19 protein-coding genes are annotated in these 21,935 nt (G+C 68.2%); 16 read left to right on the forward strand and 3 right to left on the reverse strand.

What is annotated here, in order from left to right; genetic code table 11:
- The first annotated feature begins 2 nt into the window (after positions 1-2).
- Complete coding sequence (budA, locus tag DFW101_RS01010; protein ID WP_009179674.1) at positions 3-764, forward strand: acetolactate decarboxylase; 762 nt, start codon at positions 3-5, stop codon at positions 762-764.
- Between the two features lie 181 nt (positions 765-945).
- Here the strand turns inward: budA and DFW101_RS01015 are convergent, their stop codons facing one another.
- Complete coding sequence (locus tag DFW101_RS01015; RefSeq protein WP_009179675.1) at positions 946-1,401, reverse strand: hypothetical protein; 456 nt, start codon at positions 1,399-1,401, stop codon at positions 946-948.
- Between the two features lie 296 nt (positions 1,402-1,697).
- Between DFW101_RS01015 and DFW101_RS01020 the strand changes: the two genes are divergently transcribed.
- The 4 genes from DFW101_RS01020 to DFW101_RS01035 all read left to right on the forward strand — a co-directional run bounded on the left by DFW101_RS01020 (position 1,698) and on the right by DFW101_RS01035 (position 6,710).
- The gene (locus tag DFW101_RS01020) at positions 1,698-2,693 is read left to right on the forward strand and encodes a polysaccharide deacetylase family protein (protein ID WP_009179676.1); all 996 of its coding nucleotides are present in this window, start codon (positions 1,698-1,700) and stop codon (positions 2,691-2,693) included.
- Between the two features lie 12 nt (positions 2,694-2,705).
- Positions 2,706-3,872 carry a glycosyltransferase family protein gene (locus DFW101_RS01025; protein WP_009179677.1) on the forward strand — a complete coding sequence of 389 codons (1,167 nt, stop codon included), beginning with the start codon at positions 2,706-2,708 and terminating at the stop codon, positions 3,870-3,872.
- A 77-nt stretch (positions 3,873-3,949) separates the two neighbouring features.
- A complete protein-coding gene (locus tag DFW101_RS01030) occupies positions 3,950-5,467 on the forward strand; it encodes a sigma-54 dependent transcriptional regulator (RefSeq protein ID WP_009179678.1) in 1,518 nt (505 codons plus the stop codon).
- A gap of 7 nt (positions 5,468-5,474) precedes the next feature.
- A complete protein-coding gene (locus tag DFW101_RS01035; protein ID WP_009179679.1) occupies positions 5,475-6,710 on the forward strand; it encodes a glycosyltransferase family protein in 1,236 nt (411 codons plus the stop codon).
- A 26-nt stretch (positions 6,711-6,736) separates the two neighbouring features.
- Here the strand turns inward: DFW101_RS01035 and DFW101_RS01040 are convergent, their stop codons facing one another.
- Both DFW101_RS01040 and DFW101_RS01045 read right to left on the reverse strand, forming a co-directional pair.
- Positions 6,737-7,345 carry a LysE family translocator gene (locus DFW101_RS01040; protein ID WP_009179680.1) on the reverse strand — a complete coding sequence of 203 codons (609 nt, stop codon included), beginning with the start codon at positions 7,343-7,345 and terminating at the stop codon, positions 6,737-6,739.
- A 49-nt stretch (positions 7,346-7,394) separates the two neighbouring features.
- Positions 7,395-7,910 carry a DinB family protein gene (locus DFW101_RS01045; protein ID WP_009179681.1) on the reverse strand — a complete coding sequence of 172 codons (516 nt, stop codon included), beginning with the start codon at positions 7,908-7,910 and terminating at the stop codon, positions 7,395-7,397.
- 126 nt (positions 7,911-8,036) lie between these two features.
- On the opposite strand from DFW101_RS01045, the gene DFW101_RS01050 reads away from it, so the two are divergent.
- The 11 genes from DFW101_RS01050 (at position 8,037) to DFW101_RS01100 (ending at position 21,908) form a co-directional block, all read left to right on the forward strand.
- Positions 8,037-8,447: a DUF309 domain-containing protein gene (locus tag DFW101_RS01050; protein WP_009179682.1), complete on the forward strand. Its 411-nt coding sequence runs from the start codon at positions 8,037-8,039 to the stop codon at positions 8,445-8,447.
- 20 nt (positions 8,448-8,467) lie between these two features.
- Positions 8,468-8,917 carry a VOC family protein gene (locus tag DFW101_RS01055; RefSeq protein ID WP_009179683.1) on the forward strand — a complete coding sequence of 150 codons (450 nt, stop codon included), beginning with the start codon at positions 8,468-8,470 and terminating at the stop codon, positions 8,915-8,917.
- Positions 8,918-9,229: 312 nt separating this feature from the next.
- Complete coding sequence (gene dnaE, locus DFW101_RS01060) at positions 9,230-12,691, forward strand: DNA polymerase III subunit alpha (RefSeq protein ID WP_009179684.1); 3,462 nt, start codon at positions 9,230-9,232, stop codon at positions 12,689-12,691.
- A gap of 398 nt (positions 12,692-13,089) precedes the next feature.
- On the forward strand, positions 13,090-13,485 hold the full coding sequence (queD, locus tag DFW101_RS01065) for a 6-carboxytetrahydropterin synthase QueD (protein WP_009179685.1): 396 nt from the start codon (positions 13,090-13,092) through the stop codon (positions 13,483-13,485).
- Between the two features lie 121 nt (positions 13,486-13,606).
- Complete coding sequence (locus DFW101_RS01070; RefSeq protein WP_009179686.1) at positions 13,607-14,023, forward strand: ATP-binding protein; 417 nt, start codon at positions 13,607-13,609, stop codon at positions 14,021-14,023.
- A complete protein-coding gene (locus DFW101_RS01075) occupies positions 14,011-14,352 on the forward strand; it encodes an STAS domain-containing protein (protein ID WP_009179687.1) in 342 nt (113 codons plus the stop codon). The genes DFW101_RS01070 and DFW101_RS01075 overlap by 13 nt, the downstream gene beginning before the upstream one ends.
- 9 nt (positions 14,353-14,361) lie before the next feature.
- Positions 14,362-16,050 carry a CgeB family protein gene (locus DFW101_RS01080; RefSeq protein WP_009179688.1) on the forward strand — a complete coding sequence of 563 codons (1,689 nt, stop codon included), beginning with the start codon at positions 14,362-14,364 and terminating at the stop codon, positions 16,048-16,050.
- On the forward strand, positions 16,047-17,729 hold the full coding sequence (locus tag DFW101_RS01085; protein WP_009179689.1) for a glycosyltransferase: 1,683 nt from the start codon (positions 16,047-16,049) through the stop codon (positions 17,727-17,729). Before DFW101_RS01080 ends, DFW101_RS01085 begins: the two co-directional genes overlap by 4 nt.
- Positions 17,719-19,161 (forward strand): glycosyltransferase family 9 protein, encoded by a 1,443-nt coding sequence (locus tag DFW101_RS01090; protein WP_009179690.1) that lies wholly within the window; start codon positions 17,719-17,721, stop codon positions 19,159-19,161. Before DFW101_RS01085 ends, DFW101_RS01090 begins: the two co-directional genes overlap by 11 nt.
- Positions 19,162-19,277: 116 nt before the next feature.
- Positions 19,278-21,185 carry a flagellar hook-length control protein FliK gene (locus DFW101_RS01095; protein ID WP_009179691.1) on the forward strand — a complete coding sequence of 636 codons (1,908 nt, stop codon included), beginning with the start codon at positions 19,278-19,280 and terminating at the stop codon, positions 21,183-21,185.
- Positions 21,186-21,200: 15 nt separating this feature from the next.
- Positions 21,201-21,908, forward strand: coding sequence for a flagellar hook assembly protein FlgD (locus tag DFW101_RS01100; RefSeq protein WP_009179692.1), 708 nt, complete (start codon positions 21,201-21,203; stop codon positions 21,906-21,908).
- Positions 21,909-21,935: the final 27 nt, after the last annotated feature.

A 21,935-nucleotide genomic window follows, 5' to 3' on the forward strand; every position in this document is an offset into this window, starting at 1 on the left:
CCATGCGACGCCTGTCGCTTTTGTGGCGCGCCCCGGCCCTGGCCTGGGCCCTCCTGGCCTTTTCCGTCGCTTCCAGCCCGGCCGTCGACCTGTTCCAGGTCGGAACCATCGAGGCCCTTGGCGCCGGGGACTACGCCGGGCGGACGACCTACGCCGTCCTGGCCCGGCACGGGGATTTCGGTCTGGGCACCTTTGCCGACCTCGACGGCGAGATGGTGGCCCTGGACGGCCGCTTCTACCGGGCCGGCAGCGACGGCTCGGTCCGCGAGGTGCCGCCGGCCCGGACCGCGCCCTTTGCCCAGGTGGTCCATTTCACCGGCAGCCTGGACCTCGGCCGGGTGGACGGCCTGGACCTTGCCGCCCTGACCGCCACCCTGGCCTCCCGCCTGCCCGATCCGTCGCGGTTTTACGCCGTGCGCGTGGACGGACGCTTCGAAACCCTTTCCGTCCGGAGCGTTCCGGCCCAGCCAAAGCCCTGGCCCACCCTGGCCGAGGCCATAAAGGGGCAGGCCGTCTTTCCCCTGGCGGGCGTTCAGGGGACCCTTGTCGGCTACTACACCCCGGCCGGGGCCCCGGCCCTGTCGCCGCCGGGCTGGCACTTTCATTTCCTGTCCGCCGACCGCCGGCAGGGCGGCCACGTCCTGGCGGCCCGGCTCGGTCCGGCCAAGGCCCGGGGCGATGGCGTCACGGCCATGACCGTGGTCTTTTCGGAACATCCCCTGCCGCGCCGGGACGCGGCCAAACCGGCCCCGGGCGAGGAATAGGCCCGGCCGGCCCGGCCGTCCGCCCGGTGGCGGAGGGGGACGGCCAGGCCGGCGTCAGAGCGGCGGCGAGGCGGCTGGCGGGAGGCCGCCCCGGGCGGGACTGGCGTGCGGCGGATGAAAAATGGCTTTCAGTTTTTTCACGAGCCGGGGGCGGCGGTTGATGGTAGGGATCGCGCGCCGGTCACAGGTTTTCGGTATTGCGTTCAAAGACCCGCATCTCGTTGACCACCTGGTTGCCGAGCGACCGCAGATCCTCGTTCTCCTGGTTTTCCACCAGATCGGCCAGCAGCTTGATATCCTGGGGCAGGTTGGCCAGGGTCAACCGCTTGACCTCGCGCAGGCGCTCCCGGACGTAGGTCTGGTCGCGCTTGGCGGCCATGTGTTCGAGGACATCGGCCATGTTCATGACCGCGTAGGCCTTTTCGGCGTAGATGGCGGAGATGGCGGTCAGGTGGGACAGGACGTTTTTCTCGCCGGGCTGGGAGGCCTTGAAGTACAGGTCAGCGGCCTTGCCGGCGTATTCGTTGAAGTGTTCGAAGGAAACGCGGAAATGCTTGGAAGCGCCGAAGGCCTGGGGGGCGGTGGCCATGACCATGGCCAGGCACAGGGCGCAGGGGAATGACAGTCTGGTGCGCATGGGGACTCCGTTGCTGCAAGGCCCGCCCCGGCGGATGCTCTCCGGGCGGCAAGCGCCACATACCAGTTTTTGCCCGGCCGTCAAAGCACGGCCGGGCCGCCTTGCCAGGGGGGAAGGGATGCTTATCTGCCATGGCGCCAGGCCGGCGGCCCCGGACCGGCTTCCATCCGGGCGGCCCCGGCGGCCCCGTTGCCGGGCAACCGGCCCGAGCCGGCGGCGACGTTGACTTTTGACCTTTTTACGATAGGCTCTCTGTTGCTCCGACACCCTGCGGTCTCATGCCATTCGGACTCGCCATGAAAAAAAATCGTCTCCTCCAGGTTGCCGTTCTTGCGGCCGTTTTCTTGCTGCAACCATTAAGCGGCATCGGCCGGGCCGGCATGGTCTCGCTGGTCTTCGACGATGGCCTTGAGAGCGTTTATCAATACGCTTTCCCCGTCCTGTCCCACCTCGGCCTTGTCGCCACTGTCGGCATCATCGCCAACCGGGTGGATTCCGGGGATTCGGACTTCATGACCGAAAGCCAGATCCGCGAACTGCAGGACGCCGGCTGGGAAGTGGCCTCCCACAGCCTGACCCACAAGCGGCCCATCGACATTCCCAAGTTCTACGCCGAGGAAAAGTGCCTGAACTTGAAGCCCGTCAAGGGCCAGCGGGCCCTCTACGAGGCCAAGTACAAGTACGAGGAACTGGCCGGACTCATGGAGAACGGCCGGCTGCTCCGGGAGCGGGCCAGCGGCAGCAGCGTCAAGGGCGAGCCCGGCAGCTACTATTTCGACGAACTGATCGGCGAGGTCCTGGTGCATCCCTTTGACCTGGAAAACGGGGAGAAGCAGCAGATCCGGGCCATCTCCTACGAGCGCGAACTGGAAGAGTCCAAAAAGGAACTTCTCGAACGGGGCTTTAGGGTGAGCACCTACATCACCCCCCACAATTACTGGACCCCGGAGATGAGCAACCTGTCCAAGCGGTTTTATGCGCAGGTGGCCAACGGCGGCGACGACTTCAACCGCAAGGGCGCGACCGACCGTTTTTGGCTCAAGCGGTTCGTGGTCCATGCCAACGATTCAGCCGAGGCCATCATCGGCCTGGTCAAGGAACACGCCATCCGCGAAAACGGCTGGGTCATCTTCTGCATGCACGGCGTCGGCTCGGACCTCGGCTGGGAGCCGTGGGACGCGGCCAAGCTGGCCCAGTTGGCCGAATACCTGAAGAAGAAGGCCGTGCCCGTGGTCACCATCGACCAGGGCGTGAAGATCTGGGTCGAGGGCAAGGGAAAGCCCGGAATCTAGCAAAGGAGAGGCATGAAACGGCCGCTTCGGATACTTGTCGCCGGCTTTGCCGTGGGGTTCCCCCTGGGCGGCCAATTGTGGATGATGGCCCACTTCGCGTCGGGGCTGGCTCGCCTGGGCCACCACGTCGTGTTTCTGGAAGACACTTCCGACTGGGCCTATCCCTTCGATCCGGTGCTCGGTTATCCGGTCTCGGACTCCTCGCGGGGCCGGGCCACGGTGGAGCGCCTGTTTCGGCGTTGCGGCCTTGCGGGCCGCTGGGCCTATGTCAGCGAAATAGAGGGCAGGCTCTACGGCATGGACCGGGCGACCCTGGACCGGCACCTCTCCGAGGCGGACCTCTTTCTGAACGTCTCCGGCGTCCTGCCGCCCAAGGAAGAGTACTTCCAGGCGCCGGTCAAGGCCATCATCGACACGGACCCGGTCTTCACCCAGGTCAAGGTGGCGACCGATCCCTGGACCCGGGAATACTACCGATCCCACGACGTCTGCTTCACCTACGGCTGCAACCTGCCTGGCGGCGCAACCGAGGTGCCGCTTTCGGGCATCGACTGGAAGCCGCTTTTGCCGCCGGTGGTCATGGACGACTGGCCGCGCGGGCAGGGGCCGGGCGAGGCCTACACCACCATCGGCACCTGGGAGGCCAAGGACCGGGACGTGGAAGTGGCCGGCCGCAAACTCTCGTGGCGCAAAAACGTCAAGTACGAGGCCATCCTCGACCTCCCCTCCAGGCTGCCCGCCGTGCCGCTCGGCATGGCCATGAGCGGCATGGGCGGCGACGCCCGGCGCTACGCGGCCGCGGGCTGGGCCGTGCGGGACGGGCTGGAGCTTTCCCGCGATCCCGACGCCTACCGCGACTACATCCGGGGGTCGCGCGGCGAGTTCACCATTGCCAAGGACCAGAACGTGGTCCTCAAAAGCGGCTGGTTTTCCGACCGCACCGCCACCTATCTGGCGGCCGGCCGGCCGGCCGTGGTCGAGGACACGGGCTTTGGCCGGTACCTGCCCGTGGGCGAGGGCCTTTTTCCCTTCGACGGCCCGGAAACGGCCGGCGAGGCCCTGCTCGCCGCCGAGGCTGATCCGGTCCGGGCCGGCCAGGCCGCCTTCGAGATCGCCCGGGAGTACTTCGACAGCGACAAGGTCCTGACCGGGCTCCTGCGCGCCTGCGGGCTCGCCTGACCGGGAAATGCGACGATTGGGGGGAATCGGCCTTTAACCGATTGAAAACCGTTTGACTTGGGGCTAATAGGTCGCCGATGGCGGAAAAGACGATACTTTTTGTCGCCCCGGCCCAGGCGGTGACCCGGTTCTTCCCCTTTTTCAAGGAGGCAGGCGTGGCCGCCGGCATTGCCGATTCCCTGCCCGCCGCCCTGGCAGCCATCCGCAAATCCCCTCCCTGCCTGATTTTCTCCCAGGCCAAAATCGGCATCTACACCGCCGAGAGCCTGCTGGCCGAAGGCCAGAAGGATGCCGCCTTCCCGCCGGTCATCGTCTTCGCCGACCGGGGCACCGCGGCCGAGGCCTCCCGCTGCCTGGAACTCGGAGCCAGGGACTACTGGCTCGAACCCCTGTCCTGGGAAAAGATCCAGGCCGTGCTGCCGGCCGAGGCCCCCCCGGCTCCGGTGCCGGCCGCCCCGGCCCTGGCCCCGGCCGCCCCGGCGCGCCGGCCCGAGCCGGCCACGGACGTCCAGGGCAAGAAATTTTCCATCGTGGGCGAGCACCCGCTCATCCGCCGGGTTTTGGGGCTCGCCCGGCAGGTGGCCCGGTCCAAGGCCACGGTCCTCATTTCCGGCGAGTCCGGCACGGGCAAGGAGATGTTCGCCCGCTACCTCCACGCCTGCTCGGACCGGGCCGAGGGTCCGTTCGTGGCTATCAACTGCGCCGCCCTGCCGGAGCACCTTCTGGAATCCGAGCTGTTCGGCCACGAGAAGGGGTCGTTTACCGGCGCCATCGCCAGAAAGCTCGGCAAGTTCGAGATGGCTTCCGGCGGCACCATCCTTCTCGACGAAATTTCCGAAATGGACCTCGGCCTCCAGGCCAAGCTCCTGCGCGTGCTCCAGGAAAGCGAGTTCGACCGGGTCGGCGGCACCGAGACCGTGCAGGTGGACGTGCGGGTCCTGGCCACCACCAACCGCCGCCTGGAAGAGGCCGTGGCCGAAGGCAAGTTCCGCCAGGACCTCTACTACCGCCTGAACGTCATCCCGCTCAAACTGCCGCCCCTTCGCGACCGGGGCGAGGACGTGCCCCGGCTGGCCCTTTTCTTCGTGGACAAGTTCCGCAAGGCCTACGGCCTGTCGCCGCTCACCTTTTCCGCCGACGCCAAACAGTGGCTCATGGCCTACGACTGGCCCGGCAATGTCCGCGAGTTGCAAAACCTGATGGAGCGGGCCGTGCTCCTGGCCGGGGACGGGCCCATCCGAAAGGCCCATTTTCTCCTCGACGGCGACAACTGGCAGGAGGCCGGCCCGGAGGCCGGGCCGGACGACGGGTTTGGCGGCCGGGAGCCGGGCGCCGCGGCGGGCCTGGCCGCCGTGGCCGGCGAGGACGGGGAGGGGGACGGGCTCGCGGCGGCCGCGCGGCTTTTCGACCGGGCCCCGGCCGACGTGTCCGGGGAGCTCCTGCCCCTTGACGTCATGGAGCGGCACATGATCATCAAAAGCCTCGACCGCACCGAGGGCAACCGGACCCAGGCCGCCCAGCTCCTCGGCATCTCCGTGCGAACCCTTCGCAATAAATTGAACGAATACCGAAAGCTCGGCATCGAAGTTCCCTGACCCCCCTATGGCCGCGCCAACGACCTACAACATCCTGATGTATTCCCACGACACCTACGGTCTGGGACATCTGCGCCGCACCATGGCCATTGCCGAGCACCTGCGCCAGCACGGGGTCAACATCCTGATCCTGACCGGCTCGCCCCTGGCCGGCCGCTACGAGACGCCGGACGGCGTGGACTTCGTGCGCATCCCGGGCATGATCAAAAAGACCAACGAAGAGTATCAGCCGCTCTCGATCAAGATCAACGCCCGCCATGCCCTGAACATCCGGCGCAACATCATCATCGCCACGGCCAAGGCCTTCCAGCCGCACCTGTTCATCGTGGACAAGGCTCCCATGGGCCTTCGCCGCGAGGTCATTCCCACGCTCAAGTGGCTGCGCCGCCGCCTGCCCGGCACGCGCACCATCCTCGGCCTTCGCGACATCATGGACGACGCCGTCTCCACCAGCCGCGAATGGCGGGAGAAGGGCGTCTACGAGGTCCTGGACCAGTATTATTCGGAGATCTGGGTCTACGGCAACCAGGACCTCTACGATCCCATCGCCGAGTACGCCATCCCGGACGGCATCAGCCGCAAGATGGTCTTTACCGGCTACATTCCGCGCCATGTGCCCACCGCCCAGTCCATGGCCCGGACCCGGCGCGAGGAGCGGCTTTCGCCCGAGGAAAAGCTGGTGGTGGTGACGACCGGTGGCGGCGGGGACGGCTATCCGCTGATGGACGCCTATCTCGCCATGCTCGAAGAGGGTGGGGCCCCGCACCACCGGGTGATCTTCGTGTCCGGCCCCTTCATGCCCAAACCCGAGCGCGAGGCCGTGGCCCGGCGGGCGGGGCGCCTGAAGGCCCGGTTCTACCATTTCTACCGGCGCATGGAGACGCTCATGGGCCTGGCCGACGCCGTGGTCACCATGGGCGGCTACAACACCACCTGCGAGATCCTGTCCCAGGGCAAGCCCTGCCTGGTGGTGCCCCGGGAAGTGCCGCGCCTGGAGCAGCGCATCCGGGCCGAGGTCATGAGCGGCCGGGGGCTGATCGAATACCTGCCCTGGGACAGCCTGACCCCGGCCGCGCTCCGGGACAAGCTGGTCCTGCTTCTTGGCGACGCGGGGTCCTACCGCACGGCCATGGCCAATTTTCCCTTCACCGGCCTCTCGGTCATCTCCGACCGGCTGGCCACCTTTCGCCGGGAACTGTGCCGTGTGGACAGGAATGCCTGTCCGCCCCCGGCCGGTTCCTGACCGGAAATCCCGAACCTTCCCCCGCCTCAGCGCGCGAAAAAGACGGCCCACAGGCCGAAGGCCGCGATCAGCCAGCCCGACACCCGCTTGATGGCCCGCATATGGGCCAGCAGGCGAAAGCGCAGCAGTTTGCCGCCAAAGGCGATGGCCACCCACCAGACCATGGAACCGCAAAAGACGCCGGCCACCACCGAGGCGGCCTCGGCCGCGTGGGCCTCGGCCTGGCCGAGGCCGAAGCCGGCGAAGATGGCCAGGAAGCCAACCATGGTCATGGGGTTGGTGAGCGTGAGCAGGAAGACCGAGACAAAGGCCCCGGCGTAGCGGCGTTTCGGCGCTTCCAGCGGCTTTGGCGCGGTCTTGGACAGGGCCAGGCGCAGGCCCATGCCGACCAGGAAGAGGCCGCCGCCGATCCGCATGACGGTGGCGTGCTCGGCCAGGAAATCGGAAACGAACGTCAGGCCGAAGGCGGCCACGGCCCCGTAGAAGGCGTCGGCCGCGGCCGCGCCGATGCCGGACAGGAGTCCGATCCGAAGCCCGTGCGTGATGGCCCGCCCGAGGCACAGCATGCCGACCGCGCCAAACGGCATGGCGATGATGGCCCCCATGGCCAGACCCTTGAGGAAAAACGTGGGCATCGTGCCAGACTACCGGGTTTGCCGGCCCGCGGCAAGGCGGGCCGGCCGCTTACGGCCGCAGGGCCGCGTAGGCGCCGGTCTGGCGCTCGAAGCCGAGCAGGTCGATGTCCTGGGCCTTGACGCCAAACGTCCCGAGCATGCCGTGGATCTGGCCCCGGTGGTGGGTCTGGTGGTTGTGGAAATGGGCCAGGCACAGGGCAAAGGGCAGGTCCATGGGCCGGCCGTCGGTGGTGGTGAAAACGAGGTTTCCCGCCAGCCGGGCCGGGTCCAGGGCGTCGGCAAAGGCGAGTCCCCGGTCCTCCTCGACCCGCCTGGCGGCGGCCAGGTCGGCCAGGGCCGGGTAAGGCACGGCGTCGACCGTGGGGACTGCCGGGCCCTGGCCGGTCAGGCGGTTTATCCACAGCCGGTCGGCCAGGACCAGGTGGTTGGCGATGGCGAGGATGGAACCGAAGTTGGCGGCCGAGGGGGCATGGAGCTGCCCGGGCGAGAGCTTTTCCATGTCGGCGTAGAGGCGTTGGTTGGCCCACTGGTTGTAGCGGGCCTGGATGCGGACCAGGAACTGCATGGCAAACCTCCGGATGGGCGGGAGGATGCCGGCTGCGGCCCGGGGCGTCAACTCCGGCCCAAGGGGTGTTCCAGAACCGGGCCGGTGTGGTATGGGGAGGAAAATTCCCCCCAAGGAGCACCTGCCATGAAACCCTTTTCCCTGACCCTCGGCGATCCCGGGCCGGCCTGCGCCGAGCCGGCTCCCGAGGCCTTGCGCCAGGCCGTGGCCAAGTTCAACGCCGGCGACTATTTCGAGTGCCATGAAGTCCTCGAAGCCTACTGGCTGGAGGAGACCGGGCCCGTGCGCGACCTGTACAAGGGCGTGATCCAGGTCGCAGGCGGCTTCTTTCATTGGGAAAACGGCAACAAAGCCGGTTGCCTCAAGCACCTGGAACGGGCTATCGTCTACCTTGGCCGCTACGCCCCGCGCTGCCAGGGCCTGGACGTGGCGGCGCTCATGGTCGAGGCCCAGGCCGGGCTCGAATGGGCCCGGGACGCCGAGCCGGACACGGCCATGCCGCCCGAACTCGTGCCGCGCATGGTCCTTGCCGACTGAGCCCAAAAGGAGTTTTTCCCATGGCCATCCGCTACGTCCACACCAACCTCATTGCCCGGGACTGGCGGGCCCTCGCCTCCTTCTACGTCCGCCTCTTCGACTGCCGGCCCGTGCCGCCGGAGCGGGACCTGTCGGGCGGGTGGCTCGACGCCGCAACCGGCCTCGACGGGGCCCACATCACCGGCCTCCATCTGCGCCTGCCGGGCCACGGCGACACCGGCCCGACGCTCGAAATCTTTTCCTACGACGACTTGGCCGAGCGGCCGGACGTGGCCCCCAACACCCCGGGGTTCGCCCACCTGGCCTTTCTGGTGGACGACGTGCCGGCCATGGCCGAGGCGGTCCTGGCCGCCGGCGGCTCGGCCGTGGGCGAGCTCGGCACCCGCGACGTGCCCGACGTCGGCCGGCTGGCCTTTCGCTACATGCGCGATCCCGAAGGCAACATGATCGAGCTGCTCCACTGGTCCTAGGTCCGCCGCTCCGCGATGTTCGGGCGAGGCGTCCGGGGCGCAAAGGCCGGAAGTATTTTCGCTAAAAAACCTTCCGGGTTTTCAAGGGCGAAGCGGCGTGCCGCGCCTTTGCGGCGGCCTCGCCCGCCTGTGCCCGGTTTCCAGGCCCGGGGATGTGCGCTATGGTGCCGGCGGCGGCATGGGCCGTCTCCGGCGGCCACGGCCGTGGCCGGCGCGCCCGGCGGTCCGGGAAGGCCGCGCCGGAAATCCTTTATTTTTTCGTAACACAGGGGCCTGGCTCCAGGGGCGCGGCGCCGGCCGGCAAAAAGCATCATGTCCGATTTCGTCCATCTCCACTGCCACACCGAGTACAGCCTCCTCGACGGGGCCATCCGCATCGGCGACCTGGTCAAGACGGCCGCGTCCTTCGGGTCCCCGGCCGCGGCCATCACCGACCACGGCAACCTCCACGGCGCGCTCATCTTCTACGATTACGCCAAAAAGGCCGGCATAAAGCCCATCATCGGCTGCGAGGTCTACGTCACCGCCGCCAGCCGCCACGACCGCGATCCCAGGAACCCGCGCTACCACCTGGTGCTCCTGGCCCAGAATCTGGCCGGCTACAAAAATCTCCTCAAGCTCGTGACCCTCGGCCACACCGAGGGCATGTACTACAAGCCCCGGGTGGACAAGGAACTGCTCGGGAAATACGGCGAAGGGCTCATCGCGCTCTCCGCCTGCCTCAAGGGCGAAATCAACCAGCGGCTTTTAAAAGAAGGGAAAGATCAGGCCGTGGCCTGCGCCAGGGAGTACATGGCGCTTTTCCCGGACCGTTTCTATTTCGAGATCCAGGCCAACGGCATCCCGGAGCAGCAAACGGTCAACGACTTCCTGATCGACCTGTCAGACGACCTCAAGGTGCCCTTGGTGGCCACCAACGACTGCCACTATCTCCGGGCCGAGGACGCCGAGGCCCACGACGTGCTCCTTTGCATCCAGACCGCCGCCTGCGTGGACGACGCCAAGCGGATGCGCTTTACCACCAAGGACCTCTACTACCGTTCGCCGGACGAGATGGCCGAGGCCTTCGCCCATGTGCCCCAGGCCCTGGCCAACACCTGCGAGATCGCCGAGCGCGTCGATCTGAGTCTCAAGTTCGGGGACTACCATTTTCCGGTCTACAAGACCCCGCCCGGCAAGTCCCTGGACGACGTCATGGCCGACATGGCCCGCCAGGGGCTTCGGGACCGGTTGGCCAAGATGCCGGACGCGGAGCCAAAAAAATACTGGGACCGCCTGGAACTCGAACTCGACGTCATCAAGCAGATGGGCTTTCCAGGCTATTTCCTGATTGTCCAGGACTTCATCAACTGGGCCAAGGACCACGGCATCCCGGTCGGTCCAGGGCGTGGCTCGGCCGCCGGGTCGCTGGTCGCCTACGCCCTGCGCATCACCAACCTGGACCCCTTGCCCTACGACCTCCTCTTCGAGCGCTTCCTCAATATCGAACGGGTCAGCATGCCCGATATCGACGTCGATTTCTGCGAGCGCCGCCGCTACGAGGTCATCCGCTACGTCACCGAGCGCTACGGCGAAAACGCCGTGGCCCAGATCACCACCTTTGGCACCATGAAGGCCAAGGGCGTGGTCCGCGACGTCGGCCGGGCACTCGGCATGACCTTTGGCGAGACCGACCGCATCGCCAAGCTCATCCCCGACGAGCTCAAGATGACCATCGACAAGGCCCTTGAGCGCGAGCCCGAGCTCAAGGTCCTCATGCGCACCGACCCCCGGGTCGGGCATTTGATCGACATTTCCAAGCGCCTGGAGGGCCTGGCCCGCCACGCCTCCACCCACGCCGCCGGCGTGGTCGTGTCCGACACGGCCATGACCGAGTACGTGCCGCTCTATAAGGGCAAAAACAACGAAACCGTGACCCAGTGGGACATGAAGCGCGTGGAGAAGGCCGGACTCGTCAAGTTCGACTTCCTCGGCCTCAAGACCATGACGGTCATCGACGACGCCCTGAAAATCATTGAGGGCATGGGGGTCACGCCGCCGGACCTCGACACCCTGCCCTTTACCGACGAGAAGACCTACGAGCTTTTCGCCAAGGGCGACACGGACGGCATCTTCCAGGTGGAAAGCCAGGGCATGCGCAAATACCTGCGCATGCTACGGCCCAACTGCTTCGAGGACCTGATCGCCATGCTGGCCCTCTACCGGCCGGGTCCCCTCGGCTCGGGCATGGTCGAGCAGTTCATTCGCCGCAAGCACGGCGAGGACCCGGTCGAATATCCCCACCCGCGCCTGGAAGAGACGCTCAAGCCCACCTATGGCGTCATTGTCTACCAGGAACAGGTCATGAAGATCGCCCAGGTCCTGGCCAGCTTCTCGCTTGGCGCCGGCGACCTGCTCCGCCGGGCCATGGGCAAGAAAAACGCCGAGGAGATGGGCAAGCAGCGGCAGTTTTTCGTGGACGGCTGCGCGGGTAACGGCATCGAGGCCAAAAAGGCCAACGAGATCTTCGACTTGATGGAGAAGTTCGCGGAATACGGCTTCAACAAGTCCCACAGCGCCGCCTACGCCCTGATTTCCTACCACACGGCCTACTTGAAGGCCCACTATCCCGTCGCCTTCATGGCCGCGCTCATGACCTCGGACATGGAAAACCAGGACAAGCTCCTGCAATACATCGCCGCCTGCCGCGACAACGACATCGAACTGTGCCCGCCGGACGTCAACGCCGGGCTGCCGCACTTTTCCGTCAAGGACAACAAGATCCTCTACGGTCTGGCGGCTGTTAAAAACATCGGCCGCGACGCCGTGGCCGAGATCGTGGCCGAGCGCGAGGCGAACGGCCCCTTCACCTCGCTTCTCGACTTCACCAGCCGCGTGAACATGCGCAAGGTCACCAAGCGCGTCATCGAGTATCTCATCAAATGCGGGGCCTGCGACGGCTTCGGCTGCTCCCGGGCCGGACTCGTGGCCGGGCTCGACCAGGCGGCGGCCCTCGGCCAGAAGCGGGCGGCCGACAAGAACGACGGCCGGCTCTCGCTCATGACGCTCATGCCCGAAAAGCCCAAGCCCACCGTGGGCCTTGGCCTGTCCTGTCCCGAAGCCACGCTCCCGGAATGGCTCCACGAGGAGATGATGGCCTTTGAAAAAGAGGCCCTCGGCTTCTACCTGACCAGCCATCCGCTCCTGGCCTACGAGCGCGATCTCCGGGCCATGCGCACCACGACCCTCGCCCAGTGCGCCGGCATCGAGCCCGGCGTCGAGGTGAAAGTCGCCTGCATCTGCGTCTCCACCAAGGAAATCATCACCAAAAAAGGCCAGAAGATGGCCTTTTGCAAGCTGGAGGACCATCTCGGAGGCGAGGCCGAGGCCGTGGTCTTCTCGGACTGCTATGCCCTGTGCCGCGAGCACCTCGACGCCGACGCGCCGCTCTTTCTAACCGCCAAGATCGGGGCCACGGAAGAAGTGCAGGGCGAAGGCAAAAGGCTCATCAAGCTGCAAGCCGTGCGCATCGATCCCCTGGCCAAGATCATCGGTGGCAGCGATGAGCCCGTGGAAGTGATCGTGGCCTGCCCCGAGGAAAAGCCCGTGACCCTCGATCCCCTGGGCGACATCCTGCGCCGCTACCCAGGCCAGTGTACCGTCCACCTCGTGCTCTCCCTGCCGCGGGCCGTCTGCCGCCTGCGTCTGGGCCAGGAGTTCGGCGTGCGCCGCTGCGCCGAGCTGCGCCGCGAACTCGACGATTTCGAGCAAGGCGTCGTGGTTGCCAGACAGTAGGGCGGGGAGGAAGGCAGGGGGGAGGAAGATGCCTCCGGCGGCCGGGGGGCGTCACGCCCCCCGGACCCCCCGCACGGGTGGGCGGGGATGGGGGAAGCGGGTGGGGAGCGTGGTCGTGGTCGGGTATGCGTCGGTGTGGCCGGAATGGGCCGGACGACGCACGCCGCAAAGCCGGCGAGCACGTCCGGCCCATTCCGGCCACACAGGCCCGTCGCCCCGAAGACGGGGCGAGTAAAGAATTTTTACGTAAGAGAGCGCGGGCAGGTGGCCCTCCTTTCCTGATCCCCTTGTTTGGGGGCCGCGAGTGCCGGGGTGGTTTTGCATCCCGGCACTCGCGGCCCCCAGGTCGGGAGGGTCCGGGAGGGGGTGACCCCCTCCCGGCCGCCGGAGGCATCTTCATGCTTAATAACAAACGCGGCGTCTGGCAGTTGACGGTGACCGAATCTTTTAGCGCGTCGCACTGCCTGCGGGGCTACGAGGGGCCGTGCGAGAACCTGCACGGCCACAATTTCGGGGTCGAGGCGGTGGTGGAGGGCGAGCGGCTCGATGCCAAGGTCGAGTACCTGATGGATTTCAAGAAGCTGCGCGGCCGGTTGCGCGGGATCCTGGCCGAGTTGGACCACCGGCATTTAAACGACGTCGCGCCCTTTGACGGGGAGAATCCGTCGTCGGAGAATCTGGCCCGGCATATTTACAGAAGGCTCGAGGCGGCCCTGGCCGGCGAGGCCGTGACCCTGGTCGCGGTGTCGGTTTCGGAAAAGGACACGAGCAAGGCCACGTACCGCGAATTGTAGGACCAAGGCGGGGCGTGGACCGGCCTACTTGACGGAGCGTGACGTTGTGGCGCAGAGCATGGTCGAGGCAAGGCGCGGCACAGGCCGCCGCAACCCCCGGAGCAGGGCTTTGGAGCAGGCGGTGATCAGAAAGGTCTTTGAGACCATTTCGCTTCCCGGCGACAGCCGTCGGTTGGCCAAGGACGTGGTGGAGTACCTGGGCGGACACCTTTCCGACCCGGACGCCCTGCACGATCTGGACATCATCCTGACCGAAGCCTGCGCCAACGTCTGCCGCCACGCCTACGGCGGAGCCGCCGGCCGGTTGCAGGTCCGGCTCACCGTCAATACGGGCCGGTACGTGGAACTGGAGATCGTGGACTGGGGCAAGGGGTTCGCCGCCGACGCCCGCTTCGAGAATCCCGGCCCGGACTCCGAAGGCGGCCGGGGCCTCTACATCATGCGCATGCTTTCAAGCGACTGCCAGGTCCACCGGCGAAACGGCGAAAACGTGGTGTTCATCCACAAGGACATAGGGAGAGCGCGGTGGAAAAGCTGACCATCAAGCGCGACAGCGACGCGCTCATGCTGCGATACTCCGGTGAAATCACCCTGGAGATCACAGGCGACCTCAAGCGCCGCCTGGACGCGGAACTGGAAGACGCGGAAGTGAAGGCCGTGATCATCGACCTGTCCGACGTCAGTTTCATGGATTCCTCGGGCATCGGTTTCCTGGTCTCGGCCAACACCCGGATGCGCAGTTCCGGCCGATCCTTTTTCCTCTACAAACTGAGCAAGCCCGTGGAAAAGACCCTGGGGCTTGTCCAGCTCCTCCAGTTTTTCCAGATCCTTGCCGACGAAGAAGCCCTGGCCGCCATCCGCGGCTGACCGGGCGTCATGACCACTGCCGCCCTTGTCGCCACGCCGGTTTTTGACGCGGACCGCTTGGCGGACGTCCGTCTGCGGGTGGCCGGCAAGGCCTGGAGCCTGGCCGGACGAAGCGGCGTCGCCGCCGAGGAGGCCCGGGCCAGGGAGCTTGTCGCCGCAGGCGGCCTGCCGGTCTTTTTGGGAGCCGGGCTCGGCGTGGCCGTCAGGCGCTGCCGGGAGGCCGGCCTGCCCGTGGCGGTCGTGGACAAGGAAGCGGCCATAAGCGAGGCCACGGGCCTTCGCCGGGCCGTGGCCGGCGATCCGGAGCTCCTGTGGATCGACGCCCCGGACGCGGCCACGGCCGCCGCCCTGGTCCGGGAGTTCGCCGTCCGCCACGTTCCGGCCACGCCCACACTCGTTTCCCATCCCGTCTACCTCCGGCTCGACCCGGCCTATTACGGCGTCCTGCCCCGGCTGCTGACGGCGCACCCGGCCGAGACGCCCCTGCCGCAGCGGTCCCTTTTCCAACAGGCCTTGCCCCGGGTCCTGTGCCTGACCAGCCGGCTTTTTCTCCTTGGCGAAGTGACCCGGGCCTGCGAGCGCCTGGGCGCGCCGTGCCGGTACCTGGAGACCGGCGACGAGCTCGACCGCGACGCCTTCGTGGCCCTGGTGCGCGGGGCGGTTGCGGCCTTTCGCCCGGACTTCGTGCTGACGGTCAACCACTTGGGCGTCGACCGCGAGGGCGTGCTCCTGGAACTTCTGGCCGGCTTGCGCCTGCCCTTGGCCTCGTGGTTCGTGGACAGCCCGGAGTTGACCCTGCCGCTCTACCGGCCGGCGGCCACGGCCGACACCGTCCTTTTCACCTGGGACACGGACAGCCTCGAACCGCTCCGGGCGGCCGGCTTTCCCCACGTCCACTACCTGCCGCTGGCCGCCGACGAGACCCGCTTCCATCCCCGGACCCGTTTGCCCGAAGCCCATCCCTGGCGGGCCCGGGTATCTTTCGTCGGCAATTCCATGCGGCTTAAAACCGCCTTGCGCCTGGCCGCCTCCGAGCCGTCGCCGGAGCTTCTTGCCGCCTTCGGCGACCTGGCCGCGAGCTTCGGCCCCTCGCCCCGGCGGCTGGTCCGCGACCACCTGGCCGATGTCCGGCCGGACCTGCTCCCGGCCTACGAGGCCCTCGGCACCACCGAGCGGCGGTTGGCCTACGAGACGGCCGTCATCTGGGAGTCCACCCGCCGCTACCGGGCGGCCTGCGTCGAGGGGACCATGGCCCACAGGCCGCTCCTGGTCGGCGACGCCGGCTGGAGCGACACCTTTGCCGGCGAGGGGACCCGGTGGCGGCGGTTGCCGGAACTGGCCTACTACGACCAGCTGCCGGATTTTTATCCGCTTTCCGACGTCAATTTCAACGCCACCAGTCTGCAGATGAAAGGGGCCGTCAACCAGCGGGTCTTTGACGTGCCGGCCTGCCGGGCTTTTCTCCTGACCGACGCCCGCCGCCAGATGGAGCGGCTTTTCGAGCCCGGCCGCGAGGTGGCGGTCTACGCGAGCCCGGAGGAGGCCGGGGAGCTTTTGGCCCGCTACCTGGCCGATCCGGCCGCCCGGGCGGCCCTGGCCCGGGCCGGCCACCGGCGGGTCCTGGCCGAGCACACTTATCCCCGGCGCATGACGGAGCTTTTCGCGGTAATGCGCCAGACCTTCAAGGCCAGGCCGTGACCGGGACGATTCCCTTTGGCCGCCTGCCCGGGCCGCTCTCCCGCCTGCTCCTGGCCGGCGGACGCGGTCCGGGACTGGCCGCCGCCCGGGACGAGGCCGGATGGTCCGGCCCGGCCGCCCTGGCCGACGCCCTGGCCCTGGCCGTGTGGGAGGACGCGCCCCTTGCGCCCGAGGCCGCGGCCGTGGCGGCGGCCCGGCACGCCGGCCGGCCGTTTTTGCCGCCAGAGACCAATCGCGTCGTGGCCGCCGTGGCCGCCTCTGCCCGGCCGGCCGGGCCGGAACCCTATTTCGACCGTCTGGCCGCCCGGCGGGAGATTCCCAAAATGCTGGCCTATCTCCTGGACCGCCATCGCAAGGACCCGGCCGACGCCGGCATCCTTCACCGCCTGTCCTGCCTGGCGCCGATGGCCGACGCGGCCGGGGAGGGGGCCTTGGCCGAGGTGGCGGCTCTTCTGGCGGATTTGGCCGGACCTCTGGCCCCGGCCGGGGCCCTGGTGGCCGGCGAACTGTCCCTCCTGGCCGGCCGGACGGACGCGGCCGAGGCGCATCTGCGCCGGTCCCTGGCCGGCCTGCCGACGGCGGCCGCCGGGCTGCGTCTGGCCGAAGCGCTTTTGCGCCAGGGCGGACGGGAGGCCGCCCTGGCCGAGCTGGCCGCCGCCTGCGCCGGCCGGCCTTGCGACGTCCTGGCCACCACGCGCCTGTACGACCTGGCCACCGGCCTGGCCGACCGGCTGGAGCCGCTGCCGGGCCCCGTGGCCGTGCTGCTGTATTCCTTTAATAGTGCGCCGCTTCTGGCCCGGACCCTCGAGGCCCTGGAGGCGACCGACTGGGCCTTCGCGCCGGCCGGAGCCCGCATCGTCGTGCTGGACAACGGCAGCGCCGACGACACGGCCGCCGTCTGCGCCGCCGCCCGGGACCGGTCCGCCGGCCGGCTCGAAGTTGTTTCGCTGCCGGTCAACGTGGGAGCCCCGGCCGCCCGCAACTGGCTGGCCGCCCTGCCGCCGGTCCGGGCCGCCGCCTTTGCGGCCTATCTCGACGACGACGCGCTGGTCCCTCCGGACTGGCTCGGCCGGTTCGGCGCGGCCGTGGCCGCCATGCCCGGGGCCGGCGTCTGGGGAAGCCTTGTCCGGGCCACCGACGCCCCGCGTTTCGTCCAGTCGGCCGACACCCATCTCCTGCCCACGCCGCGCGGGCAGGACGGGGAGAGCCGGGCCTTTGCCCTGGCCCGGCCCTGGCTGACCACGGCCGACTGGGGCCAGTATGCCCTGTGCCGGCCGTGCGCCTCGGTCACGGGCTGCTGCCACCTTTTTCGCACCGACGTTCTCACCGGCCTTGGCGGCTTCGACATCCGCTTTTCCCCGACCCAGTACGACGACCTGGACCTGGACATCCGCCAGCTCCTGGCCGGCCGGCCGGCCGCCTGCCAGGGGCATTTGACGGTCCTACACGCCAAGGCCACGGGCGCGGCCGCCCACGTCGGCGGCAAACAGTACGGCTCGGCATTCGCCAACCAGTTCAAGCTCCACCACAAATACGACGACGGACAGATCGAGGCGGCCGCGCGGACGGCCTTCGACGCCCTGGCCGCGGATCTGGCCGGCAAGATCGAAACCCTGGCCGGCCTGGGCCTGATCGGGCCGGAAACACCGGAAGCGGGGGAGGGCGAGCGTGGCGTCTGAGGCCGGTTCCATCGTGGTCATCCAGACCCAGCGGATGGGGGACCTGATCCTCACCTATCCGCTGCTCCTGTGGCTGGCCAGGGAGTATCCCGGGCACGCACTCACGGTGGTGGCCGAGCCGACCTTTGCCGGGCCGCTGGCTCCCTTGAGCCCCCCGGCCGCGTATGTCCCCCTGGCCCGGGGCGGGGAGTTGGCTGGACGCGGGCACGATTTGGTCGTGAACCTGAGCATCCGGCCCGAGGCCGCCCGGCTGGCCGGGGAGCTCGCCGCCCCCAGGCGCCTTGGGCCCGTGGCCGACGCGGCCGGGGTGGTCCGGGTCGGCGGCGACTGGCAGCTCTACCGGGCCTCGGTGGTGCACAACAACCGCCACAACCGCTTCCACTGGGCGGAACTGAACGCCCTGGACGTGGTGCCGGTGGCGGACATGGCCCGAACCGTCTGGCCGGCTCCGCGCACCGGCGGCCCGGGCCGCCGACGGGTCGGCGTCTTCGTCGGGGCCAGCGAGCCGGACAAGCGGCCGAGCGTGGATTTCACGGCCCGGTTCGTCCGGGAGCTGGCCGGCCGGGGCCTGGTGCCGGTGCTGCTTGGCGGGCCGGGAGAGGTCGAACTCGGGGCCGAGGCGGCAAGACGGGCCGGCATCCCGGTCACCAACCTGTGCGGCCGGCTCGGGCTCAAGGAACTGGCCGTCATCGGCCAGGACCTGGCGCTTTTGGTCACGCCGGACACCGGGCCCATGCATCTGGCCGCCTGGACCGGCTGGCGGGTGCTGAACCTCTCCATCGGCCCGGTCAGCGCCCATGAAACCGGCCCCTACCAGCCCGGGCATTTTGTGCTCAGGCCGCGCATGTCCTGCCGGGGCTGCTGGGCCTGCGTCCGGGAGCGGCCGGTCTGCCGGGCCGGGCTCGATCCGGCCCGGGTGGCCTATGTGGCGGCCAGGCTGGCCCGGGGCGAGGACTGCCGGCTGGCCGGGGCCCGGGTGCCGGGCTACGAACTCCTGCGAAGCGCCCGGGACGATGCCGGCCTCTACGGCCTCGTGCCGGTGTCGCCGGACCACCGCCCAGGCGGCCGGCCGGACGGTCCGTGCGACGCCCGGGAAGCCGTGGGCGGGCTGTGGCAGGCGGTCTTCGGCTGGTTTTTCGGAGCCTGGGGCGAGGACCGCGCCGCCCTGGCCCTGGCCGGGCTCGCGGCCGGCCATCCGGCCCTGGCCGGCCGGTTCTCCCGGAGCCTGGCCGGCCTCGGCGCGGCCCTCGGGCGCGATGCCCGCCAGGGCAGCGTGCCGGATACGGGCTTTGCCCGGCGCTTCGCGCCGCTGGTGCGGCCGCTGGCCGGATTTTTCGAGCGGGTGCTGCAAAACGGCGACGGCGACCGGCCGTCGCGCCTGCGCTGCCTGTCGCTTCTGGCCCGGCTGGCCGCCCTGGGTTCCCGGCCCTGACCGGGCCGGAAAAAAACTCCCTCCCCGATTTCTTTCAATTCGGCAAGATGCTGCCGATTCTTCTCTTTTTTATTTGGAACGGGTCTTGAAGAATACCGGGCGTCAGGAGGCCCAGTATGCAGATTCTTCCCCTCGCCACCCAAAGCGCCAAAAGCGCGGCCGACACCAGCGTCACTTCCAGCGCCGATCTGGCCAAGCGCCAGTCGGCCCTGTTCGCCAGCCTGCTTGACAGCGCCCGGTCCGACGCGGCCTCGATCGCGGGCCAGTCCGAAACCTCCTCGGCCGCTTCGAGCACCGTGGCCGACACGGCGACGGCCGGGCCAAGCGACCAGGATCTCGTGAACCTGCCCGTGACCCGGGAAGATATTGCCGCCCTCCACGACGACCTGAAGGCCGAGGGTTTTTCCGACGAAGAACTTTCCGCCATGCAGGACCGGGCCGACAGTCCCACGGGGCTGACCTGGCGCGAAGTGATGGACGAGGTCAAAAAGAAGGTCTCCAAGACGGAAGCCACCGAGAAGAAGGAAGTTTCCAACGACGACAAGGTCGAGCTCCTCGGACTTTTCGGCAAGCTCGGCTTCACCCCCGCCGAATCCCAGAACCTGATCGATTCCCTGGCCAAGGGCGAGACCGAAGCCGTGTGGGCGGCGGTCAACCAGAAGGTGGCGGGCCTGCCCTCCGACGGCACGGTCAGCCTCGGTTCCACGGAAATGACCGCGCTGGCCCGGGCCATGAATCTTTCCGAAGACGGCCAAAAGCGCCTGGCCGCGCTTTTCGACCAGTCGAACGCCGCTTCGGGCCTGGCCGGTCAGGGCCTGGCCACGGCCATGTCCCTGGTCAAAAACGAGCTGGTCGCCCAGATCGGCAAGGAAAACCAGGCCCTGGCCGATTTCCGCCAGAAGGCCGCCGGGGTCATGGCCCAGGCCTGGCAGCGGGAAACGGGCAAGAAGAATTCCGACCTGCACCAGGACGACGTGGCCCGCAAGGCGGCCCAGGTCGTGGCCATGAACAGCGGCAAGGACAAGACTTCCGATGTGCCGACCGCCAGTCAGCCGAGTGTGGACGTCCTGGCCGACGTGCCCGCGGCCGGCGCGGGCCAGGCGCAGCAGGAAAGCCAGACGCATCAGGCGCGTCAGGCCGGGCAGGCCGGCAGCGACGGATCGGCCAAGACGGCCGCCGACCTGGCTAGCCGGGCCGGCGCAGTGGCGGCCGACCAGGCCCTGGCCTCGGGCCAGAACGGCCAGGCGGATCCCGGCCAGCAGGCGGGCACGCCCGCCACGCCCCGCACCCCGGTGTCGGACAAGGCCGTGGCCGCCGCCCTCCAGACCGCGGGCCGCGATGCGGGAAATTTCACCGGCAACCAGCAGGGCGGCGCGGGCGGCACCTTTGACCACGCCGACCAGGAAGCCGGCTGGGGCGCCTTCTGGAGCAAGGTCCGCACGGACAAGATTTCCGGCCAGACAACTTCGGCCGGGCAGTCCACGGCCACCCAGACCATGGCCGCCATGGACGCGGTGGCCGGAGCCGGGGCCGGCAAGACGGCCAAGACCTTTGATCCGGCCCTGGCGGCCCGGGCGGCCCGGCAGCTCGAAACCGGCATCCTGCGCAACGTCGGCGGGGACGCCAAGCAGCTGACCCTGCACCTTTCGCCGGACGAACTCGGCAAGCTCTCCGTCACCCTGACGGTCAAGGACAAGGAAGTCCGGGCGGTCATCATGGCCGATAATTCCGACACCGCGGCCATGCTCCAGGACCAGGCGGCCAAGATCAAGCAGACCCTGGAAGACCAGGGCTTCAAGGTGACCAAGCTCGATGTGCAGACGGGCCTGGCCCAGGACAACCAGGGCACCTGGCAAAGCCCGGAGCAGCACAACCTGGCCCGCGAACAACGCGAGGCCGTGGAGCGGATGCGGTCGTCCCTGCGCCTGGCTCGCGACGGCGGAACCGGATTCGGGGCCGAGGACGCGGGATTCACTCCCGCGACCACTGCCAGCCGGGCCGCCGGACTCGATCTTTTCGCCTAGCAACGGAGTTACGCCATGAGTTACGCCAGCAGCCTTCTCGGAACCGACTCCTCCAGCAGCAGTAGTTCCACAACGACCCAAAAGGCCTCCTCGAGCCTGGGCCAGGACGCCTTCCTGCAGCTCCTCGTCACCCAGCTGCAGTACCAGGACCCGCTCAATCCCATGGACGACAAGGAATTCGTGGCCGAACTGGCCCAGTTTTCGAGTCTCGAGCAGCTGACGGAAATCAACACCGGCATCGACAATCTGGCCATCCAGGGCACGCAGCAGCAACTGCTCGGCGCGGTCAATTTCATCGGCAAGACCATCGAAGCCACGGGCAACGCCGTGAGCCTGGCCGACGGCAAGGCCAGCGCCGTGACCTTCACCCTGCCAACAGACGCCGAGACCTGCCTGGTCAACGTCCTCGACACGTCGGGACAGGTCGTGCGCACCGTGGACCTCGGGGCCACGACGGCCGGGGCGGTGGAATTCGTCTGGGACGGCAAGGATTACAATGGCAACACCATGGATGACGGCCAGTACCAGGTGGCCATGACCGCCACCGACGCAGACAGCGGACTGATCAAGACCTCTTCCACCATGACCGGGACCGTGCAGGGAATCGCCCAGGAAAACGGCACCTATTACCTCAATATCGGCGATGGGCGCAACGTGGCCTTCACCGACATCACCAACGTGCTCAACGCGTCGAGCGCAACTGATACGGATGCGGCTTCCTAGGCAGCGCCGGCTTAAAGACGCAAGGGG

The sequence above is a fragment of the Solidesulfovibrio carbinoliphilus subsp. oakridgensis genome, from assembly GCF_000177215.2.
GTDB classification, from domain to species: domain Bacteria; phylum Desulfobacterota; class Desulfovibrionia; order Desulfovibrionales; family Desulfovibrionaceae; genus Solidesulfovibrio; species Solidesulfovibrio carbinoliphilus.